21 protein-coding genes are annotated in these 20,175 nt (G+C 63.1%); 12 read left to right on the top strand and 9 right to left on the bottom strand.

The window, feature by feature from the left end:
- The first annotated feature begins 2 nt into the window (after positions 1-2).
- The 4 genes from NDI72_RS10765 to NDI72_RS10750 are packed head-to-tail and all read left to right on the top strand — an operon-like array spanning position 3 to position 4,263.
- On the top strand, positions 3-806 hold the full coding sequence (locus tag NDI72_RS10765; RefSeq protein WP_371685977.1) for a carbohydrate ABC transporter permease: 804 nt from the start codon (positions 3-5) through the stop codon (positions 804-806).
- A 7-nt stretch (positions 807-813) separates the two neighbouring features.
- The gene (argH, locus tag NDI72_RS10760) at positions 814-2,301 is read left to right on the top strand and encodes an argininosuccinate lyase (RefSeq protein WP_283800462.1); all 1,488 of its coding nucleotides are present in this window, start codon (positions 814-816) and stop codon (positions 2,299-2,301) included.
- Between the two features lie 4 nt (positions 2,302-2,305).
- Positions 2,306-3,364 (top strand): ABC transporter ATP-binding protein, encoded by a 1,059-nt coding sequence (locus tag NDI72_RS10755; RefSeq protein ID WP_283800461.1) that lies wholly within the window; start codon positions 2,306-2,308, stop codon positions 3,362-3,364.
- Positions 3,361-4,263 carry a carbohydrate kinase family protein gene (locus NDI72_RS10750; RefSeq protein ID WP_206993456.1) on the top strand — a complete coding sequence of 301 codons (903 nt, stop codon included), beginning with the start codon at positions 3,361-3,363 and terminating at the stop codon, positions 4,261-4,263. Before NDI72_RS10755 ends, NDI72_RS10750 begins: the two co-directional genes overlap by 4 nt.
- An 18-nt stretch (positions 4,264-4,281) precedes the next feature.
- On the opposite strand, the gene NDI72_RS10745 is transcribed toward NDI72_RS10750, so the two are convergent.
- Genes NDI72_RS10745 through doeA form a run of 3 tightly spaced genes read right to left on the bottom strand, consistent with a single transcriptional unit; the run spans position 4,282 to position 7,345 of the window.
- Positions 4,282-4,974, bottom strand: coding sequence for a GntR family transcriptional regulator (locus NDI72_RS10745; RefSeq protein ID WP_113155077.1), 693 nt, complete (start codon positions 4,972-4,974; stop codon positions 4,282-4,284).
- Between the two features lie 19 nt (positions 4,975-4,993).
- A complete protein-coding gene (gene argE / locus NDI72_RS10740) occupies positions 4,994-6,157 on the bottom strand; it encodes an acetylornithine deacetylase (protein WP_113155076.1) in 1,164 nt (387 codons plus the stop codon).
- Positions 6,158-6,160: 3 nt separating this feature from the next.
- Positions 6,161-7,345, bottom strand: coding sequence for an ectoine hydrolase DoeA (gene doeA, locus NDI72_RS10735; protein WP_113155075.1), 1,185 nt, complete (start codon positions 7,343-7,345; stop codon positions 6,161-6,163).
- Between the two features lie 274 nt (positions 7,346-7,619).
- On the opposite strand from doeA, the gene eutB reads away from it, so the two are divergent.
- The 7 genes from eutB (at position 7,620) to maiA (ending at position 14,615) form a co-directional block, all read left to right on the top strand.
- Positions 7,620-8,633 carry a hydroxyectoine utilization dehydratase EutB gene (gene eutB / locus NDI72_RS10730; protein ID WP_206545405.1) on the top strand — a complete coding sequence of 338 codons (1,014 nt, stop codon included), beginning with the start codon at positions 7,620-7,622 and terminating at the stop codon, positions 8,631-8,633.
- Positions 8,623-9,615 (top strand): cyclodeaminase, encoded by a 993-nt coding sequence (locus NDI72_RS10725; protein WP_283800460.1) that lies wholly within the window; start codon positions 8,623-8,625, stop codon positions 9,613-9,615. The genes eutB and NDI72_RS10725 overlap by 11 nt, the downstream gene beginning before the upstream one ends.
- 2 nt (positions 9,616-9,617) lie before the next feature.
- A complete protein-coding gene (locus NDI72_RS10720) occupies positions 9,618-10,118 on the top strand; it encodes an Lrp/AsnC family transcriptional regulator (protein WP_206547646.1) in 501 nt (166 codons plus the stop codon).
- Positions 10,119-10,245: 127 nt separating this feature from the next.
- Positions 10,246-11,730, top strand: coding sequence for an NAD-dependent succinate-semialdehyde dehydrogenase (locus NDI72_RS10715; protein ID WP_283800459.1), 1,485 nt, complete (start codon positions 10,246-10,248; stop codon positions 11,728-11,730).
- A gap of 45 nt (positions 11,731-11,775) precedes the next feature.
- Positions 11,776-13,149, top strand: a complete 1,374-nt coding sequence (locus NDI72_RS10710; RefSeq protein WP_283800508.1) for an aspartate aminotransferase family protein — start codon at positions 11,776-11,778, stop codon at positions 13,147-13,149.
- 118 nt (positions 13,150-13,267) lie between these two features.
- Entirely contained in the window at positions 13,268-13,963 is a 696-nt protein-coding gene (locus NDI72_RS10705) for a fumarylacetoacetate hydrolase family protein (protein WP_206552662.1), read from the top strand.
- 1 nt (position 13,964) lies between these two features.
- Entirely contained in the window at positions 13,965-14,615 is a 651-nt protein-coding gene (maiA, locus tag NDI72_RS10700; RefSeq protein ID WP_283800458.1) for a maleylacetoacetate isomerase, read from the top strand.
- An 18-nt stretch (positions 14,616-14,633) separates the two neighbouring features.
- On the opposite strand, the gene NDI72_RS10695 is transcribed toward maiA, so the two are convergent.
- Positions 14,634-15,098 carry a MaoC family dehydratase gene (locus NDI72_RS10695; protein WP_206547650.1) on the bottom strand — a complete coding sequence of 155 codons (465 nt, stop codon included), beginning with the start codon at positions 15,096-15,098 and terminating at the stop codon, positions 14,634-14,636.
- Positions 15,099-15,482: 384 nt separating this feature from the next.
- On the opposite strand from NDI72_RS10695, the gene rirA reads away from it, so the two are divergent.
- Positions 15,483-15,944 (top strand): iron-responsive transcriptional regulator RirA, encoded by a 462-nt coding sequence (rirA, locus tag NDI72_RS10690; RefSeq protein ID WP_113155067.1) that lies wholly within the window; start codon positions 15,483-15,485, stop codon positions 15,942-15,944.
- A gap of 79 nt (positions 15,945-16,023) precedes the next feature.
- Here rirA and NDI72_RS10685 read toward each other — a convergent pair whose 3' ends face one another.
- From NDI72_RS10685 to hemP, 5 genes are read right to left on the bottom strand one after another with little or no spacing between them, the layout of a single operon-like run.
- Positions 16,024-16,818: a heme ABC transporter ATP-binding protein gene (locus NDI72_RS10685; RefSeq protein WP_283800457.1), complete on the bottom strand. Its 795-nt coding sequence runs from the start codon at positions 16,816-16,818 to the stop codon at positions 16,024-16,026.
- Positions 16,818-17,918 carry a FecCD family ABC transporter permease gene (locus tag NDI72_RS10680; protein WP_283800456.1) on the bottom strand — a complete coding sequence of 367 codons (1,101 nt, stop codon included), beginning with the start codon at positions 17,916-17,918 and terminating at the stop codon, positions 16,818-16,820. The genes NDI72_RS10685 and NDI72_RS10680 overlap by 1 nt, the downstream gene beginning before the upstream one ends.
- Before the next feature lies 1 nt (position 17,919).
- On the bottom strand, positions 17,920-18,834 hold the full coding sequence (locus NDI72_RS10675) for a heme/hemin ABC transporter substrate-binding protein (RefSeq protein WP_283800455.1): 915 nt from the start codon (positions 18,832-18,834) through the stop codon (positions 17,920-17,922).
- Positions 18,835-18,850: 16 nt separating this feature from the next.
- On the bottom strand, positions 18,851-19,909 hold the full coding sequence (locus tag NDI72_RS10670; RefSeq protein ID WP_206547653.1) for a hemin-degrading factor: 1,059 nt from the start codon (positions 19,907-19,909) through the stop codon (positions 18,851-18,853).
- Positions 19,910-19,918: 9 nt separating this feature from the next.
- A complete protein-coding gene (gene hemP / locus NDI72_RS10665) occupies positions 19,919-20,077 on the bottom strand; it encodes a hemin uptake protein HemP (RefSeq protein ID WP_222473968.1) in 159 nt (52 codons plus the stop codon).
- Positions 20,078-20,175 lie beyond the last annotated feature (98 nt).

Below are 20,175 nucleotides of genomic sequence, written 5' to 3'. Positions count from 1 at the left end.
ATATGGGCCAGTTCATCCGCTGGGTGCTCTTGTTCGGCGGCGGCATCCTCATGGTCATGCCGATCGTGTTCATGATCTCGACCTCGCTGAAATTTCCCTTCGAGGTCTACAATCTGAACCTGATCCCCGAAGAGCCGACAATCGAGAACTACACCTATGTTCTCGAAGACGGACGCTTCTACGGCTGGTTCATCAACTCGCTGGTCATTGCCATCCTCACCACCGTGTCGGCCGTCTTCTTCGACGCGCTGGTTGGCTACGCGCTCTGCAAGTTCAAGTTCCCCGGCCGCTATCTCGTCTTCATCGCCATCCTGTCGACGCTGATGATCCCGACCGAGATGCTGGTCATCCCGTGGTATCTCATGAGCAAGAGTTTTGGCTGGCTCGACACCTATTGGGGCATCATGTTCCCGGGCGTCATGACCGCCTTCGGCACCTTCCTCATGAAGCAGTTCTTCGAGACCGTTCCCGACGATTTCCTGGAGGCTGCGCGCATCGACGGGCTGAACGAATTCCAGATCTGGTGGCAGGTGGCCATGCCGCTCGTGCGCCCCGCCCTTGCCGCCCTGGCGATCTTCGTCTTCCTCGGCAACTGGACCGCCTTCATCTGGCCGCTGATCGTCACCAACTCTGCCGAGATGTACACGCTGCCGGTCGGCCTCTCGAGCTTTGGCGACGAGGTGGACGTGGCCTGGGAGCTGATCATGACGGGTGCTGCCATCTCCACGCTGCCGACGCTGGTCGTCTTCCTGATCTTCCAGCGCTTCATCATCCGTGGTGTCGTCATGGCCGGCCTCAAGGGATAAGTGAACGATGAGTCTCAACGAGAAATTTCCCCATCCCGTCTACAAGGACACGGTGCTTGCGCCGCTCTTTGAAGGCGTGAAGGCCAATTATGTGGGTGCGTTCCGCGCCATCAACCGGGCGCATCTGGTGATGCTCACCGAAACGGGCATCCTGACGCGTGAGGACGCCGCCCGCATCGCCGGCGCGCTGATCGACATCGACGAGACGGTCGATGTCGACGCCCTCACCTATACCGGCGAGGTGGAAGACTATTTCTTCCTCGTCGAGGCCGAGCTGAAGAAGCGGCTTGGACCGGATCTCGCCGGCATGCTGCACACGGCCCGCTCGCGCAACGACATGGACCATACGGTCTTCAAGCTCACATTGAAGGCCCATGCCGACACGCTGATCGAAAAGGCGCAGGCCCTCGCCTCCGCCCTGATCGCCAAGGCTGAAGCCGAGCGCGACACGCTGATCGTTGCCTACACGCACGGCCAGCCGGCACAGCCCTCGACCTTCGGCCACTATCTGTCGGCGGCCGTCGAAGTGCTTCTGCGCGACATCGAGCGCCTTCAGGCCGCGCGCGCCAATATCGACCATTGCCCGATGGGCGCTGCCGCAATCACCACCAGCGGCTTCCCCATTGATCGCGCCCGCATGGCTGATCTGCTGGGCTTCTCCGAGCCGCTGCGCAATTCCTATGGCTGCATCGCCTCGGTCGACTATGTCACCGGCCTCTACAGCGCGATGAAGCTGACCTTCCTGCATCTTGGCCGCCTGATCCAGGACATGCAGTTCTGGTCGGCCTTCGAGGTGGGACAGCTCCATGTGCCCGGCAGCCTCGTGCAGATCTCCTCGATCATGCCGCAGAAGCGCAATCCGGTGCCCATCGAGCACCTGCGCCACCTCGCTTCCATGACCTGCGGCCGGGCCGATGCGGTCGTCAACACGATGCACAACACGCCGTTCACCGACATGAATGACAGTGAGGGCGAGGTTCAGGTGGCCGGCTATGCGGCTTTCCAGAGCGGCGCGCGCGCGCTCGACCTTCTGGCAGCCCTGATCAGCGCCGTTTCCATCGATGGCGAGCGCGTGGCCAGAAACATCGACGCCGCCTGCATCACCGTGACGGAACTGGCCGATACGCTGGTGCGCCGCGAGAACCTGTCCTTCCGGCAGGCGCATGAGATCGCAGCCGCCACGGCCCGCGCCGTCATTGCCGCCGGCAAGCCGCTCGGCGAAGGCTTCGAGGCGTTCTCCGAAGCCTTTACGGGCCTGACCGGCCGCGACAGCACGCTCGACCGCGCAGCCTATGGCGAAGCCGTCAGCGCGCGTCATTTCGTGACGGTGCGCGAACGTTTCGGCGGCCCCGCGCCCAAAGCCATGAACGAGGCGCTTGAAACCTACCGCGCCACGCTTGCCAGCCTTTCAGAACAACAGGCCGCGGCCCTTGCCCGCGCTGCCAATGCCGGGGCCGCGCTCGACGCCGCCTTTGGCGCACTCTTGCAGGAGTAGACCCTTGGCCACACTCAACCTTCGCAAACTCGTCAAAACCTATGGCAAGGTCGAGGTGCTGCACGGCATCGACCTCGATGTGGCGGATGGCGAATTCGTCGTCTTCGTCGGCCCTTCGGGCTGCGGCAAATCCACGACGCTGCGCATGATCGCCGGCCTCGAAGAGGTTACCGGCGGCGAGATCCACATTGGCGACCGCCTGGTCAACAATCTGGAGCCCAAGGACCGCGATATCGCGATGGTGTTCCAGAACTACGCCATCTATCCGCACATGTCCGTGCGCAAGAATATCGGTTTCGGCCTGCGCACCTCCAAACTCTCGAAAGAGGACAAGGACAGGCGCATTGACGAGGTTGCCGCCATTCTCGGCATGACCGACCTTCTCGAGCGCCGTCCCAACCAGCTCTCCGGCGGTCAGCGGCAGCGCGTCGCCATTGGCCGCGCCATGGTGCGCGACCCTGCCGTCTTCCTGTTCGACGAACCGCTCTCCAACCTTGATGCGCAATTGCGCACGCAGATGCGGCTTGAGATCAAGAAGCTGCATCAACGCGTTGGAAACACAATTATTTTCGTGACCCACGACCAGGTTGAAGCCATGACCATGGCTGACCGTATCGTGATCATGAAGGACGGCTATATCCAGCAGGTCGGCACACCGCTGGAGGTCTACCACAAGCCCGCAAACACCTTTGTCGCCCAGTTCATCGGCGCTCCCTCCATGAACATGCTGCCGGGCACCTGGAATGGCAATGGCGTGAAGCTCGGCGACGGTCTCGGCATCGAACTGCCCCACCGCAAGGCCGCCGAAGGCGCTGACGTGGTGGTCGGCGTGCGTCCGGACGATCTGGTCGTGACCGGCGACAAGGGCCTCTTCTCCGGCAAGGTCAACATCGTCGAGCCGCTTGGCGCGGACACGCTGGTCTATGTCGGCGTGAATGGCTACGAAGTGATCGCCAAGGCGTCCGGCCGCGAGCCGCCGAAGCCCGGCGAGACGGTCAACCTGACGGCAAGCGCCGGCGAGATGCATCTCTTCGACGCGAAATCCGGGGAGGCCCTGCCGTGACGCGAGCCAAACGCTCGGGCCGCGTTTTGAGTGTGGGCCGACTTTACTGCGACCTTATCTTCACCGAACTGCCGAAGATGCCGACACTCGGCGAAGAGGTGTTCGCCGGCGGCCTGTCGATCAAGCCCGGTGGCGGCGCGTTCATCACCGCAGCCTATGTGGCCGCTCTCGGCCGCCCGGTTTCGCTCGCCTCGGCGCTTCCATCCGGCCCCTTTGCCAGCGCCCTGATGGCCGACCTTGAGGCAAGCGGCGTCGACCTTTCGGCATCGGAGGAAACCCCGGCCAATCTCGATCCGCAAATCACGGTCGCCATGGCGTCGGGCCTGGAACGCGCCTTCCTGACGCGCCGCGCCGGCCCCGCCGTACCCGGGGCTTTCGATGCGGCAGTTGCGAGCGGCGCGTTTGCGCATCTCCACATCGGCGAGCTTGCCACGCTGGTCGAAGCGCCCGACCTCATCGAGAAGGCGCGTTCGGCGGGCCTGTCCATTTCGCTGGACTGCTCCTGGGACGATGCGGTGCTCGCGCGCGACGATCTGGCCGGGCTGATTTCCGCCGTGGACATCTTCCTTCCCAACGAGACGGAAGCAGAGCGGCTTGGCATTCTGAAGGCGGCAACCCCGCCGGCCCCGCTCACAATCGTGAAGCGTGGGCCGGATGGCTCCATCGCCATCACGGCGGAGGAAACCGTTTCCGCACCGACAAAGCCCGTGGATGTAATCGATTCCACCGGTGCGGGCGACGCATTCAACGCTGGCTTCATCGACGCCTGGCTTGCGAAACTGCCGCTAAAACAGTGCCTTGAAGCGGGCAATCGATGTGGCGCTGAAGCCGTGATGCGTGTTGGCGGAGCCTCGGACCTGCCAGACCTCAGCGCCCTTGCGCAAGAGGCCGAAGCTTGAGAGAGCCACTCACTGCGCCTAAACCTCGTCGGGCAGCACATCGCCGCGCGCACGCGCCTTGAGCCTTGCATAGCTCATCGCCACATGCGCCCGGCGCACCTGCCCGACCGTTTCCAGCGCCCCGCACGAAACCGCCGTGGCGATGTCTGAGATTTCGCGCAGGAAATAGTCCGTTTCGCTGGCAAGCGCTTCTTCATGGCGCTCAAGACCGGCCACCGTCTTCAGCCAGAAGCGCGTGGTCTGGTAGTAGAGCCGTTCGGAAAACTCCCGCAGCGGCTCGTTCTCCGTGAGCGTCATCAGGAGATCCAGAAAATCCATGTTGAGCTGCGCGAAGGTGCGCTGGTCCGGCGCTTTCGCCAGCGCCTCGCAGCGCCGCCGCATGACATCGAAAGCCTCGATGGTCTCCGCGTCCGGCACGATGGGCGAAAGCCGGCCGATCAGTTCGGAAAGCTCCACGCGCAGCCGGTAGACCTGCTCGAGCGAGGCGCTGTCGATATCGGTCACCATCGTGCCAACACCGTGCACCGAGCGCACATAGCCTTCGTCTTCAAGCCGCGCCAGAACGCGCCGGATCGGCGTGCGGCTGGTTTCGAATTCCTCCGCGAGGTCTTCTTCACGCAGCCGCATGCCCGGCGGGTAATCCAGAAGACAGATCCGGGAGCGCAGCAGCGCATAGATCCGCTCGAACCGCGCCCGTCCCTCGCCTGTCATCGTTTTTGCTCCATCGTCCTCAGCTCATCCTTTTTCCCAGCCGCTCGAGCATCCCAAGACACTGGTCGAGTTGTTCGATGGAAACGAACTCGTCCGCCTTGTGGGCCTGCTCGATGGAACCCGGCCCGCAGATGACGGACGAGATGCCCGCCTTCTGGAAGAGCCCGGCCTCCGTGCCGAACGCCACCACTTCCGCTTCGGTAAGACCGGTCAGCTCCGAAACGATCTGCCGCGCTTCGGATTCGGTCACCGGCTCCAGCCCGTCCACTTCGCCGATCACATGGGTCACGATGTCGGCGTCCTCAAACACGGCGCGCATCGCCGGTTTCAGTTCCAGCTCTGCATAGGCGCGAATGCGGTCTTTTACAAAGTCCGCATCCTCGTTGCGCACAGGCCGCATCTCCCATTCCACAGAACAGTGATCGGCAATCACGTTGCGCGCAGCACCGCCCGAGATCGTCCCCACCTGAAGCGTCGTCCAGGGCGGGTCAAACCGGTTGCCGAGCGGCGCCCGCGTCTTGAGTTCCTCGGCAATCGCCATCAGGCGCGTGATATAGCGCACCGCATATTCGACCGCATTGACCCCGCGCTCCGGCCCCGAGGCATGGCCCGCAAGGCCACGGAACTCGGTCGTGTATTCAAAACAGCCCTTGTGCCCCTCGATGATGCGCATCATGGTCGGCTCGCCGATAATGGCGACGGACGGGCGGATTTCGGCCCGTTCCAGCTCCTCCACCAGCGCCCGCGCACCGAAGCACCCCACCTCCTCGTCATAGGTGAAGGCAAAATGCAGCGGCCGTTTCAGGTCGAGACCGGCAAAGTGCGGGGCCATGGCGAGACAGCAGGCGATAAACCCCTTCATGTCGCATGTGCCGCGCCCATAGAGATTGCCGTCGCCCATGCGCAGCGCAAACGGATCGCCGGTCCAGTCCTGTCCGTCCACCGGCACGACATCGGAATGGCCGGAGAGGACGATGCCGCCATCGCCCTCCGGCCCGAGCGTGGCGAACAGGTTCGCCTTGTGCCCGCTTTCATCCAGCGTCACCGAAAGCCGCGCGCCCAATGCGCTCAGCATTTCGCTGGCATAGGCGATCAGTTCCAGATTGCTCTCTGCCGAAATGGTGGGAAACCCCACCAGATCGGCCAGAATGCGGGTCGTGTTATCAAGCCTTTCAGTGCGCATGGATCACGACTTCACGATCAGTTCGCGCGGACGGCGGCACAGCGCCTCGGCCGGACCGTCTTCCGTGATCAGGATGCTCTCGGTGATTTCGAGCCCCCAGTCGGCCATCCACAGGCCCGGCATGAAATGGAAGGTCATGCCGGCTTCCAGCACCGTCTCGTCCTCGCGGCGCAGCGAAATTGTGCGCTCGCCCCAGTCCGGCGGATAAGAAATGCCGATCGGATAACCGCAGCGCCCGTCACGCGTGATGCCGGCCCGCTCCAGCGCGCCATAGAGCGCATCGGCGATCTGGCCTGCGCGGTTGCCCGGTCGTGCGATCTCAAGCCCGGCCTCGATGCCTTCCACCAGCGCCTTTTCCGCATCCAGCATGTGCTGCGGCGGCGTGCCGAGAAACACGGTGCGGCAGAGCGGCGCGTGGTAGCGGCGATAGCAGCCGGCGATCTCGAAGAAGGTCGCATGCCCCTGCTCGAACCGTCGCCCGTCCCAGGTCAGGTGTGGTGCGGCCGCATCGGAGCCCGTCGGCAGAAGCGGCACGATGGCCGGATATTCGCCCCAGTCGTCATCCACGCCGCGAATGGCGTCCGCATAGATCTCGGCCACCAGGTCGTTCTTCTTGAGACCCGGCTCGATGCGTTCGACAATGCCGTCGATCATCTTCTCCGAAATCCGCGCCGCCCGGCGCATGAAGACGATTTCCTCTTCGGATTTCACCGCGCGCTGCCAGTTCACCAGCGCCGTCGCGTCGACGAAGGTGGCGTTCGGCAGTTCTTCCTTCAAAACCAGATAGGCCTTGGCGGAGAAGTAATAATTCTCCAGCTCCACGCCGATGCGCTGATTGCCATAGCCGTGAATGCGCAGGATTTCCGCCAGATGCTGCATGGGATGCAACGTGTTGGCCTGCACATAGTGATCCGGGTAGCGCAGCACCCTCTCATCATCCATGTAGACGGTGCGCACCGCGCCGTTTCCGTCCATGGCGCGGCCCCACCAGATCGGATCGGCATCCTTGAAGACGATCACGCCCTGATGGACGTAGAACGACCAGCCATCATAGCCTGTGAGCCAGGCCATATTGGACGGATCTTCCACGAAGAGAACGTCGATACCCTTCGCCTCCATGGCGTTGCGGGTCTTTTCCAGACGCGCGGCATATTCCTGCGCGCTGAAGGGCATTTCGGCTGCTGGCATGGTTCCTCCACCTGAGAAAAGCCGGACGCTGACGCACCCGGACAAACCGTACACCGATCAGGCTCTCCCACCTTGTGTACAACTAATCCATCATCACATTTTTGAACGCCTGAATCGCACAGAAACGACATCAAATGTCGTTGTTCTATTCTCCACCCGGATGATGATGTGTACAAATCCTCTGATCATCAAGTATTCGCGCATCACGGGGCGCGCATCACGGGGGGGGCCTTTTCATGTGTCACACGACCTCACGCATTCCGGTCGCGCCCAAATGACGTCGCTCACCCTTGCAGACATTCTGGCCGCCCGTAAACGCATTGCCGGCATCGCCACGCTCGACACGCCTTTGCCGCCCTCGCCCTGTCTCAGCGCCATCGCCGGTGACGATGTTCTCCTGAAGCTCGAAATCGGTCAGGCGACCGGCGCCTTCAAACTGCGCGGCGCGGCGAACGCCGTCCTGAGCCTGCCGGAGAGCACGAAAGGCGTCACCTGCTGCTCGACCGGCAATCACGGCCGGGCCGTCGCCTATGCCGCCCGTGCGCGCGGCTTCCGGGCTGTTATCTGCATGTCGAGCCTCGTCCCCGAGGCCAAGCTTGCCGGCATCCGCGCTCTGGGCGCGGAAGCGCGGATCATCGGCAAGAGCCAGGACGAGGCGCAGGTGGAAAGCCGCCGCCTCGCCGAGGAAGAGGGATTCCACGAGATATCGCCCTTTGACGATCTCCATGTGATCGCCGGCCAGGGCACGATCGGGCCTGAGCTTCTGGAACAGCGCCCGGACCTTGAGACCGTGCTGATCCCGCTGTCCGGCGGCGGTCTTGCGGGCGGCATCGCCTTTGCGCTCAAGACGATCAAGCCATCGATCCGGGTCGTCGGCATCACCATGGAGCACGGCGCGGCCATGCACGCCTCGCTTGCGGCCGGAAAACCGGTGGCAGTCACCGAAATGGCGAGCCTTGCCGATTCGCTCGGCGGCGGCATCGGGCTCGAAAACCGCCATTCCTTCGCGCTCTGCCGCGATTTCCTCGATGAGGTGATCCTCGTCAGCGAAGAAGAAATCTACCGCGCCATGCAGGTGCACTACCATGAAGACCGGCTGGTCTGCGAAGGCGCAAGTGCTGTGGGCGCGGCCGCACTGCTTTCCGGCAGGCTGGGCAGGCACCCCGGCCCCACGGCCACGCTCATAACCGGGCGCAATGTCGACATGCAGGTTTTCACCGACATCGTGTCTGGCCGGGCGGTGCAGCTCGGCGACACAACGCTCAAGGGACACATCCATGCCGCATGACATTCTCGTTCTGACCGAAGCCGATCTGCGCAAGGCCGTCCGGCTCGACCTCGAAGCGATCGACGTGGTGGAAAACGCCTTCCGCGCGCTCGCCTCGGGCGCGGTCATCATGCCGCCCATCCTGTCCATGGACATTCCGCAGGTTCATGGCGAGGTGGATGTGAAGACCGCCTATATTCCCGGCTTCGACGGGTTCGCCATCAAGGTCAGCCCCGGCTTCTTCGACAATCCGAAGATCGGCCTGCCGAGCCTCAATGGCCTGATGATCCTGTTTTCGGCAAAAACCGGGCTGGTGGAAGCGCTTCTGCTCGACAATGGCTTTCTCACCGATGTGCGCACCGCTGCCGCCGGCGCGGTCGCCGCCCGCCATCTGGCCCCGTCGAGTGTCGAGACCGCCGGCGTCATGGGAACCGGTGTGCAGGCCCGCCTGCAAATGATCGCCGCCCATCAGGTAAGCCCCTTCTCCCGTCTTCTCGTCTGGGGGCGCGATGCAGAAAAGGCAGAAGCCTGCGCAGCCGATCTGGCCAAAACCCTCGGCATCGACGTGAAAGCTGAAGCAGACCCGGCCCGTCTCGTTGCCGAAAGCCAGCTTGTCGTCACCACCACGCCCGCGCGCGCCCCGGTTCTGATGGCCGACTGGCTTCATCCGGGCCTTCACGTCACGGCCATGGGGTCCGATCAGGAAGGCAAGAACGAGTTGCAGCCGGCAGCGCTTTCCCGCGCCGATCTCTATGTCGCCGACCGTGTGAGCCAGTGCGAAAAACTGGGCGAACTGGCGGCAGCGATCCGTGCCGGCGACTGGAATGGCGGCACGCCCGCAGAGCTCGGCGAGATCGTGACCGGAGCCAGAACCGGTCGCACCGGAGACGACCAGATCACCATTTGCGACCTCACCGGAACCGGCGCGCAGGACACGGCCATCGCCACCCTGGCGCGTGAACGGGCCTTGACAGCGGGAGCCGGTACGACGATCCAGAGCTGACCATGCTCAAGCTCGACGACCGCGATCTCAAAATCCTCGGTATCCTTCAAAGGGAAGGCCGCATCTCCAAGGCGGCGCTGGCCGAACGGGTGAACCTGACGCCCGCCCCCTGCTGGGAGCGGCTGAAACGCCTTGAAAAGGCGGGGATCATCACCGGTTACCGCGCCGAAGTGGCGCTGGCGAAGCTCGCCCCGCACATCGCCGTCTTCATGGCGGCGGAGCTTGCCGGCCACCGCGCCGAAGACTTCCAGCGATTCGAGCGCAGCGTTCAGGAGATCGATGAAATCACCGGTTGCTGGGCTGTCGGCGGCGGTTTCGACTATATTTTGCAGATCATCGCCCGCGATATCGATACCTATCAGCGTCTGGTCGACCGGCTTCTGGACATGAATGTCGGTCTGGCGCGCTATTTCACCTACATCGTCACCAAGCCGGTGAAGCAGCCGGGCGCGTTCCCGCTTGGCGTTCTGGTGAACACCGACGATACGACACAGAAGGAATAATGGGCGAGCGGCGCGAAGTTCAGAAGAAACGTTGGCGCGCCATGGCAAGTTCATCAGAAAATTTGGCGGCCCGAACGGCATAATTCCAGTCAATCCAAACACTGGAAATCCGCTTGGGAGTGAGCCGATGTCCGCTATTGCAGCCCTTCAGAAAACCGCCCTTTCCGATCTCGCCGATCCGCGCCTTTTCCGTGAATACGCCTATGCGAACGGTCACTGGATCGCCGCCCCCGGTGACCCGGTCGTGGACGTCTTCAACCCGGCCGATGGTGCGCGGCTCGGCTGCGTCCCGGCACTCACCGCCGAGCAGGTCGATGAAACCATTGAAGCGGCTCACGCGGCGTTTCCCGGCTGGGCGGCCCTCCTTCCGCAGGAGCGCGCGCAGATCCTGATGCGCTGGTACGATTTGATCGTCGCCGCCAAGGAGGACCTCGCTCATCTGATGGTTCTGGAGCAGGGCAAACCCCTTTCTGAAGCGCGTGGCGAGATCGATTACGCCGCCTCCTTCGTCTCCTTCTACGCCGAGGAAGCAAAGCGCGTTTCGGTCGAAAGCGTTGCCTCACACCTGCCGGGCGCCGACATGCAGGTTTCGCGCGAGCCATTGGGCGTTGCAGCCCTCGTCACGCCGTGGAACTTCCCCTCCGCCATGCTCACCCGCAAGGCGGCGGCAGCGCTTGCCGCCGGCTGCACCGTGGTCGCGCATCCCTCTTCCGAGACGCCGTTCTCCGCACTCGCCCTTGCCGAGCTGGCCGAGCGCGCTGGCGTGCCGGCAGGCGTCTTCAACGTGCTCACCGGCAAGGCCGCCGAAGTGGTCGGCGCGATGACCGCCTCAACCCGTGTGCGCGCCGTTTCCTTTACCGGCTCCACCGAGATCGGCCGCCTGCTCTACGCGCAGTCCGCGCCGACCGTGAAGCGTCTGGTCATGGAGCTTGGCGGCCATGCGCCCTTCATCGCCTTTGCCGATTGCGACCTCGATCACGCGGTCGAGAGCGCCATTTCGGCCAAGTTCGCCACCTCCGGGCAGGACTGCCTTGCCGCCAACCGCTTCTATATCGAGCGCTCCATCTATGACGCCTTCGTCGCCGCATTCGCCCGCAAGGTCGAGGAACTGACCGTCGGTAATGGCCTCAGCGATCCCGATATCGGCCCGCTCATCCATGAACGCGCCGTTGCCAAGCAGACCGAACAGGTTGCCGATGCGCTCGCAAAAGGCGCACGTCTGGTAACGGGCGGAAACGTGTCGCGGCACGGCCCAACCTTCTTCGAGCCCACGGTTCTGGCCGATGTGCCCGAAACCGCGCTCATCTTCCGCGAGGAAACGTTTGGGCCGATTGCCGCCTTCACCCCCTTCGATGACGAAGCGGACGTGCTGGAGAAGGCGAACGACACCGAAACCGGCCTTGCCGCCTATCTGCACACGCAGGACCCGAGCCGCATCGCCCGCCTTTCGCGCGGCCTGGAATTCGGCATGGTCGCGGTCAACCGCACCAAGATCACCGGGGCGCCCATCCCCTTCGGCGGGGTCAAGCAGGCCGGCCTCGAGCGCGAGGGCTCCCGCCACGGGCTGGAAGCCTTCACCAACATCAAATACGTCTGCCGCAACATCGGTTGAGCAGCGCTGACTGACACAGTTTGAGAATAACAGGAGAGTGACATGCTGTTGAAGAACGACCAACTCGACCAGTGGGACCGCGAGGCCTTCTTCCATCCCTCGACCCATCTGGCCCAGCATGCGCGCGGCGAAAGCCCCAACCGCATCGTGACCGGCGGCAACGGCGTCTATATCGAGGACCGTGACGGCAACAGGCTGCTCGACGCCTTTGCCGGCCTCTATTGCGTCAATGTCGGCTATGGCCGCACCGAGATCGCCGACGCCATTGCCGAGCAGGCCAGGGAGCTTGCCTATTACCACGCCTATGTGGGCCACGGCACGGAAGCCTCGATCACGCTTGCCAAGATGATTGTCGACCGCGCGCCGGAGAACATGTCCAAGGTCTATTTCGGCCTCGGCGGCTCCGACGCCAACGAAACCAACGTCAAGCTGATCTGGTACTACAACAACATTCTCGGCCGCCCCGAGAAGAAGAAGATCATCTCGCGCTGGCGCGGCTATCACGGCTCCGGCCTGATGACCGGCTCGCTGACCGGCCTTGAGCTGTTCCACAAGAAGTTCGACCTGCCGCTGGCCCAGGTGGTTCACACCGAAGCGCCCTATTACTACCGCCGCCCGGACCTCGCCATGAGCGAGGAGCAGTTCACCGCCCATTGCGTGGCCGAGCTTGAAGCGCTGATCGAGCGCGAGGGCGCGGACACCATCGCCGCCTTCATCGGCGAGCCCATGCTCGGCACGGGCGGCATCGTGCCGCCACCGGCCGGATACTGGGCCGCGATCCAGAAAGTGCTGCGCAAGCACGACATCCTGCTCGTCGCCGACGAGGTGGTGACCGGCTTTGGACGCCTCGGCTCCATGTTCGGCTCCATCCATTACGACATGGAACCCGACCTCATCACCATCGCCAAGGGCCTCACCTCGGCCTATGCGCCGCTTTCCGGCTCCATCGTCGGCAAGAAGATGTGGGAAGTGCTTGAGCGCGGCACGGACGAATACGGCCCCATCGGCCATGGCTGGACCTATTCGGCCCACCCCATCGGCGCGGCAGCCGGCATCGCCAATCTCGAACTGGTCGACAAGCTCGGCCTCGTCAAGAATGCCGGCGAGACGGGCGCTTACTTCGTCAACGCCATGCGTGACGCCATCGGCGCACATGCCCATGTGGGCGAAGTGCGCGGCGAAGGCATGCTGTGTGCAGTCGAGTTCGTGAAAGAGCGTGAGAGCCGCCAGTTCTTCGACGCTTCCGAGAAGATCGGCCCGCAGATGGCCGCAGCCCTTCTCGAACAGGGCGTCATTGGCCGCGCCATGCCGCAGGGCGACATTCTGGGCTTTGCGCCCCCGCTCTGCCTGACGCGCGAAGAAGCAGACCGCATCGTCGATGCGACCGCGAAGGCCGTGAAGACCGTCTTCAAGCACTGACCCCGAACTTTCGGCGCTTCGGATCCCTGCCCCGGAGCGCCGGTTCGCGCTCTTGCCGGGCTTGCCCCGGAGCGCCAATTAAGCCATCTCTTTCTCCGCAGTCATCTGGGAGAATTTCATGGCCGATTTCGTTTTTCCGCCCGCCAGCCAGCCCTCCGTCGCCGTAGCCGGCGAAGAAGCGCGCTTTCCCGTGCGGCGCATCTTCTGCGTGGGGCGCAACTATGCCGCCCACGCCCGCGAAATGGGCCATGAGCCAGAGCGCGAGCCGCCATTCTTCTTCACCAAACCCGCTGACGCCGTGGTCGATGCCGACACGGTGATTCCCTATCCCGCACTCACGCAGGATCTGCATCACGAAATCGAGATGGTCGTCGCCATCGGCAAGGGCGGCAGCAACATCGATCCGGCCCATGCGCTCGACCATGTCTACGGCTATGCGGTGGGGCTCGACCTCACCCGCCGCGACCTGCAGGCAGAAGCCAAGAAGAAGGGCCGCCCGTGGGACTGGGCCAAGGCGTTCGACCGCTCGTCGCCCTGCGGCCCCATCGTGCCCGTTGCAAAAACCGGCCACCCGTCGCAGGGCCGTGTCTGGCTCGCCGTCAATGGCGAAATCCGCCAGGAAGGCGATCTCGACGAGCTGATCTGGCCGGTGGCCGACGTGATCGCACTGTGCAGCCAGGCCATGGAGCTGAAGGCCGGCGATCTGATCTACACCGGAACACCTGCCGGCGTCGGCGCGCTTCAGCCGGGCGACCACGTGGAAGGCGGCGTTGACGGCGTCGGCGAGATCGCCGTCACCATCGGCGAGGCCTGATATGGGCGAAGTCGTTCTGCACAACTACTTCCGCTCCTCGACCTCCTACCGCGTGCGCATCGCGCTCGCCATGAAGGGCATCGACTATCGCTACGCCGCGCATCATCTGCGGCATGGCGAGCATCGCGGCGAGGCCTATCTGTCGGTCAATCCGCAGGGCCTCGTGCCGGCGCTGGTGTGGAGCGACGGCACGATGATCGCACAGTCCATGGCGATCATGGAGTTTCTGGACGAGACGGTGCCCGAGCCCCCGCTCCTGCCTGCGGATGCGCATGGGCGCGCGCGGGTTCGCATGCTCTCCCAGATGATCGCCTGTGAAATCCATCCGGTGAACAATCTGCGCATTCTGAACGCGCTCAAAGAGCGTTACGGCGCAGACGACGCCGAAGTCGGCGCATGGTTCCGCCACTGGGTGAACGCCACGTTCGAACCGCTTGAAAAGATGCTCGCCGAGAGCCCGCAGACCGGCGTCTTCTGCCATGGCGACACGCCCGGCATGGCCGATATCTGCCTCGTTGCGCAGGTGGCGAACAACAAGCGCTTCGACGTCGACATGACGCCCTATTCCGTCATCCAGCGCATCAACGAGGCCTGCATGGAACTGGAAGCGTTCCGCAAGGCCGCGCCGATGAACCAGCCCGACGCCGAATAATTCAACCGGAAGGCCGGCTCAGCCGGCCTTTTCGTCCAGAATAAGCATGATAATGGTTTCGGCCGCGAGCGCGGGCGTGTCCTCGCCCTCGATCTCCACCTCGCCGTGATGACGCACGAGAAGCCGGCCCGGAGCCTTTTCCTCGACACCTTTCAGCGTGCTGCGCAGGCGCACGCGGCTGCCAGCCTTCACCGGCGCCAGAAAGCGCAGCTTGTCGAGGCCGTAATTGATGATCGTGCCCAGATGCACCGGCCACGCGCCACAGTCATAAGACAGGCTTGATAAGAGCGACAGCGTGAGGAAACCGTGCGCCACAGGCCTGCCGAACGGGCTTTCGCGCTCCGTGCGCTCGCGATCCACATGGATCCACTGATGGTCATTGGTGCAATCGGCGAAACGGTCGATCATCGACTGATCGACAACCACCCAATCGGAAACGGTCGTGCCGCCGCCGATCTGCGCTTCAAGAACATGTGCGTTCATGAGCTGAGCCTTCCCTGTCAAATTCTGCAGCAGCGCGGGCGCATCCGACCGGACACAAGAACGCGGCAGAGTAGTCCTTCATTCAGCGGATCGGCTCGCCGCCAGCCCGTGGGCTGCATGCGGCCGAAACGCCCCTGCGCCCGGCCACACAAAGCAGCCGGGACTGATTGCTTTCACCATTTCAGGCTGGGCACCCATTCCCCTAGCGCCTCGATATTGTGCAACGCAACATAATTCGCACAAACGCACGTTCAGCGCCCTTGCGCGGACACCCGTTCGCAAGGCACATAAAGTTGATTTGTTTTGTCAGATTTTACCAGACTCACTCTGGAATTATTCTAAACAATAAGCCATATTACGGGAACGTTATCTGAAAGGATTGTTATGCGCTTAACGCGACAAACCAACTACGCCATTCGCATCCTCATGTACTGCGCGGCCAATGAAGGTCGTCTGAGCCGCATCTCGGAGATCGCGAAGGCGTATTCGCTCTCCGACCTGTTCCTGTTCAAGATCCTTCAGCCCCTCGTGGAGAACGGTTTCGTGGAAACCGTGCGCGGCCGCAATGGCGGCGTGCGCCTTGCAAAGCCGGCAGAAGACATCACCCTGTTCGAAGTGGTGCGCGTGACCGAAGACAATTTCGCCATGGCGGAGTGCTTTGAGAACGACGATGCGGAATGCCCGCTGGTCGATAGCTGCGGCCTGAACGAGGCTCTGCGCAAGGCGCTCAATGCCTTCTTCGAGGTTCTGGGCAGCTATACGATTCGCGATCTGGCCGATTCCAAGCCCGATATGCGCTTCCGGCTTGGTCTGGACGAGTTACCCGAGCGCGCAGCGGCGCGCTAGAAAAGCGAAATTTGAGAAAAAGGACCGCCAGTTTGACGGTCCTTTTCTTTATTTCGGTCCTGCTTTTCCGGCATTTCTCTCAAAGCTGCGCGGACTGCGGCAGGATATAGGGCAATGCCCCCACGGGCGGCACGCCCACCTGTATCCGGCATTCGAACACGTCAGAAATCAGCGTGTCGTTGAAAACCTCCGCCGGCGTTCCCGTCGCCACCAGTTTTCCGCGATGCATCATGGCCACCCGGTCGGCAAAACGCGCCGTCAGGTTCAGATCATGCAGCACGGCCAGCACCCCGCCACCGGCCGCTGCAAACTGCGCGGCAATGTCCATGATGATGAGCTGATGCTTGATGTCGAGGCTCGACACCGGTTCATCGAGCAGCAGGTAGCGCGGCTGTCCGTCCAGCACCGGACGCCAGACCTGACAGAGCACACGGGCGAGCTGCACACGCTGCTGCTCGCCGCCTGAAAGCTCCTGATAGAACCGCCCTGAAAAGCCGCAGAGATCGACACGCTCAAGCGCGATTTCGGGCAAACGCTCCTGTTCGGCGCGGGTTGTGCCCGAGCGGCCGCTCAACAGGCCCAGCTTCACGACTTCGCGGACCTTGTAGGGAAAGGACAGCGCGCTCGCCTGCGGCAGCACGGCCCTGTGTCCCGCCGCCTCCCATGGCTTCATGCCGTGAAGCGGTGCGCCATTGATCCGCACCATTCCCGTGAACGGCAGATCGCCCGAGATCGCTTTGAGGAAGGTCGTCTTGCCAGAGCCGTTGGGGCCGACAATGGCCGTCACCTCACCGGGTTTTGCACAAAGCGCCACATCCGAGAGGATCTGCTTGCGCCCCACCCGCACACCAAGATTGCTGACTTCAATCGACATCACAGATCCAACAATCCTCTCTGCCGCAGCAGGATCCAAAGGAAGAACGGCGCGCCGATGGCGGCGGTCACGATGCCGATCGGCAGTTCCGCCGGCGCGACGACCACCCGGCTGATCGCGTCTGCCACGAGCAGAAGGCTTGCCCCCAGAAGCGCCGAAGCCGGCAGCAGGTAGCGGTGTTCCGGGCCGATGGTGAGCCGCAGGAGATGCGGCACAACGATGCCGACAAAGCCGATGCCGCCCGAAACGGCCACCGATGCGCCCGTGGCGGCTGCCACGGTGACGATGGCGGTGTTCTTCACCCGCTGCACGCGCACGCCCAGATGATTGGCTGTCGCCTCGCCCAGCACCATTGCGTCAAGACCCCGCGCCAGAAACGGCGTGACCAGAAGCCCCGCCAGAATGAACGGGCCGGCAGCCCAGATTTTCGCCCATGTCGCACCGGCCAGCGAGCCAAGCCCCCAGAAGGTCAGGTCCCGCAATTCCTGATCGTCGGCGATGAAGACGAGTATGCCCGACAGCGCCCCCGCCAGTGCGCCAAGCGCAATGCCGGCCAGAAGCATGGTGGCAACCGAGGTCTGCCCGCGCCGCGTCGCCACGCGGTAAAGAAGCAGCGTCGAGGCAAGGCCGCCGAAGAATGCCGCCAGCGGCAGCGCGTAGATGCCAAGCACCCCGATCACCGGAGCAAGCACGGTGCCGCCCAGAACGATGATCGTGATCGCGCCCAGCCCCGCGCCGGACGAAACGCCGACAATGCCGGGATCGGCAAGCGGGTTGCGGAACAGCCCCTGCATGACCGCGCCCGAAACCGCCAGCGACGCGCCCACCAGCGTGCCAAGCACGATGCGCGGCAGGCGAATGTCGTTGATCACCACGCGGTCGCGCAGCGACAGTGCTTCGCTGCCGCCGCCAAGCCAGGCAACCGCCGCATCCCGGAACGAGGTGTCAGACGCCCCGGAACCAAGGCTGAACAGGAACAGGAGGACATAGAGAACGACGAGAGCGAGGATAACCGCTTTCGCCCGCATGGAGCGATCACCCTCCACCGCATCGCGCCAGCGCCATGAGGAAGCTGGCGCCATTTCTTCACGCACAGCCATGTCAGTCGACCACCGGGCCCGCGCCATGCAGCTTCTTGGAAAGTTCGCGGATCGCATCCGCCGTGCGCGGACCGAAGCCAAGCAGATAAGAGCCATCCATGCGGATCAGCGCCCGGTTTTCTCCGGCCGGCGTTGAGGCGATTGCCGGATTGTCCATGATGTCATCCGGCGCATGTTCGCTGCTGTCGCCGCGTGACATCATCAGAACCACATCCGGTTTGGCGGCGATCACGGCTTCTTCGGAGACCAGCTTGTAGCCAATAAAACCGTCCATGGCGTTCGCGCCCCCGGCCATGCGGATGATGCCATCGGCGGCATTGTCCCGGCCTGCAGCCATGATCCGTCCCGCCTGAACGCTCAGAATGAAGAGAACACGCTTCTCTTCACCGCTCTGCTGCGCCAGCGACTCGGCTTCTTCGAGATCCGCCTCCAGTTCACGCGCCAGCGCCTCGGCCTTGTCGTTCACGCCCAGCGCTGCACCGGTCACCCGCACCTTGCGCAGGATCGCCTCACGGTCGAAACCCTCCGGCACGGTAACCAGTGGGATGCCCGCCTTTTCAAGAACCCCCATGGTCTCCGCCGGTCCGCTGCCTTCGGATGCCAGAATGGCGCTCGGACCCACGGAAAGAACGCCCTCGGGAGACAGGGCGCGCATATAGCCGACATCCGGCAGTTCCTTGACTTCAGCCGGATAGATGCTCGTCTGGTCGCGGGCGACGAGCCTGTCTTCTTCCCCGAGACGGTAGACGATCTCGGTGACCGCGCCACCAATGCTTACAACCTTCGAAGTGTCGGCAAAAGGCTTCGGCAGCGCTTCATCAGCCATGGCCACGGGGGCCACGCCACCCATAAGGCCAGCGATCAGGACCGCGCCGCCCAAAAGGACGCGGCCGCTCATTAATTCGGTGATAGGCATGGGTCAGTTGATCTCCCTAGGCCACCTGCCGGCATTCAAGCCGTGGCAGGCCTTCGACCATGGCGCGCCAGTCATCGCGCTCCGCGCGCCCTTCCAGCCGCTCGCCGAAGAACTGCGCAATCAGCTGGCCATCGGCGCCATAGGCTTCCATGGAGGTCACATGCCCGTCCCTGGTCGGCTTTCGCACGGCCCAGAGTTCTTTCACATGGTCGGTGCGCAGATGAAGGTTGAAGCCGGGATCGAGAATGTTGATCCACGGTCCCATCGGCTTCACGGTCTGGATCGGGCCGGTGTGGATCTGGATACAGCCGCTGCTGCCCACAAAGCACATGATCGGCACTTCGCCGCTCACCGCCTCGTGGAGCATCGTCGTCAGCGCGTCCTCTTCCAGCCGCCAGGCGTAATCCTCACCGATCAGGTGAACGGCCTGATGCCGCGTCAGTTTCAGCTTGCGCAGGATGTTGAAGAGCTGATGAACATCCGTCATCGCGCTCCAGCGCTCGCGCAGCAGATCGGCAGCCGGAAGCTCCTCGCTGACCACGTCATCGACGATTTTCTCGGCCTGCACCTCGATCTGCGGATCCTGCTCGGGATGAAGCAGCTCCTCGACGAGGTTCTGATAGGCATAGAGGTTGGATTTCGGCCGCAGATGAACCTTGTGGACGGCGTCGCCCGCCGCGTCAAAGAATTGCAGGCTGCGCCGAACCGTGTCGCCGTCGCGTTTTTCCACCGCAAATCCGAATGCCCAGCGCCCCGGGAAAATGCGCAGATCGATGTCGCGGCCCAGCACAATCGCATGCTGCGCGCCGCTTGAGCATTTCTCATAAACGCCGACCTTTTCATGCACCGCGCTTTCATTGCGGGTGAGAACCATCACCTCGCCCAGCGCTTCGAGCAAGGGGAGAAGAGCAGCAACATTCGGTTCGATGCGCGTTGCACCCTCACCGATGTGAGCCGCAACCAGTTCCGCTTCGGAGACACCGAGTTTGAGCGCCAGGTCGCGCTCACGCATTTTCGGGTTTTCGTTGCGGGCGCGCCTGATCACCTCAGGCGCGCGAACAGCCTGAACAGTCATTCTGTAAACCTACTTGTTGAGAATTAGCTTTCCCTGACGGGTGATCTTCAGCCGGTAATACGCACCATGGTGCTCGATGCCGATTTCACGGCGACCGCCGAACAGATCGACGCTCGAGATCGTACGGTCAGGTGTAACGGTTCCATGTCTGGCGGCCAGATGCTGCATATCCGCCTGCCCCTGCGGGTCGATCGACAAATAGGTCTTCATTGGAAAAAACCTCCTTTTTGAATGTGCTTGCGACGGCTCGCATCACGGTGAAAAAT

It is taken from the genome of Nitratireductor sp. GZWM139 (assembly GCF_030068685.1).
Lineage (GTDB): Bacteria > Pseudomonadota > Alphaproteobacteria > Rhizobiales > Rhizobiaceae > Nitratireductor > Nitratireductor aquimarinus.
The sequence above is the reverse complement of the archived record's forward strand: the minus strand, read 5'-3'. Positions and strand labels throughout refer to the sequence as shown.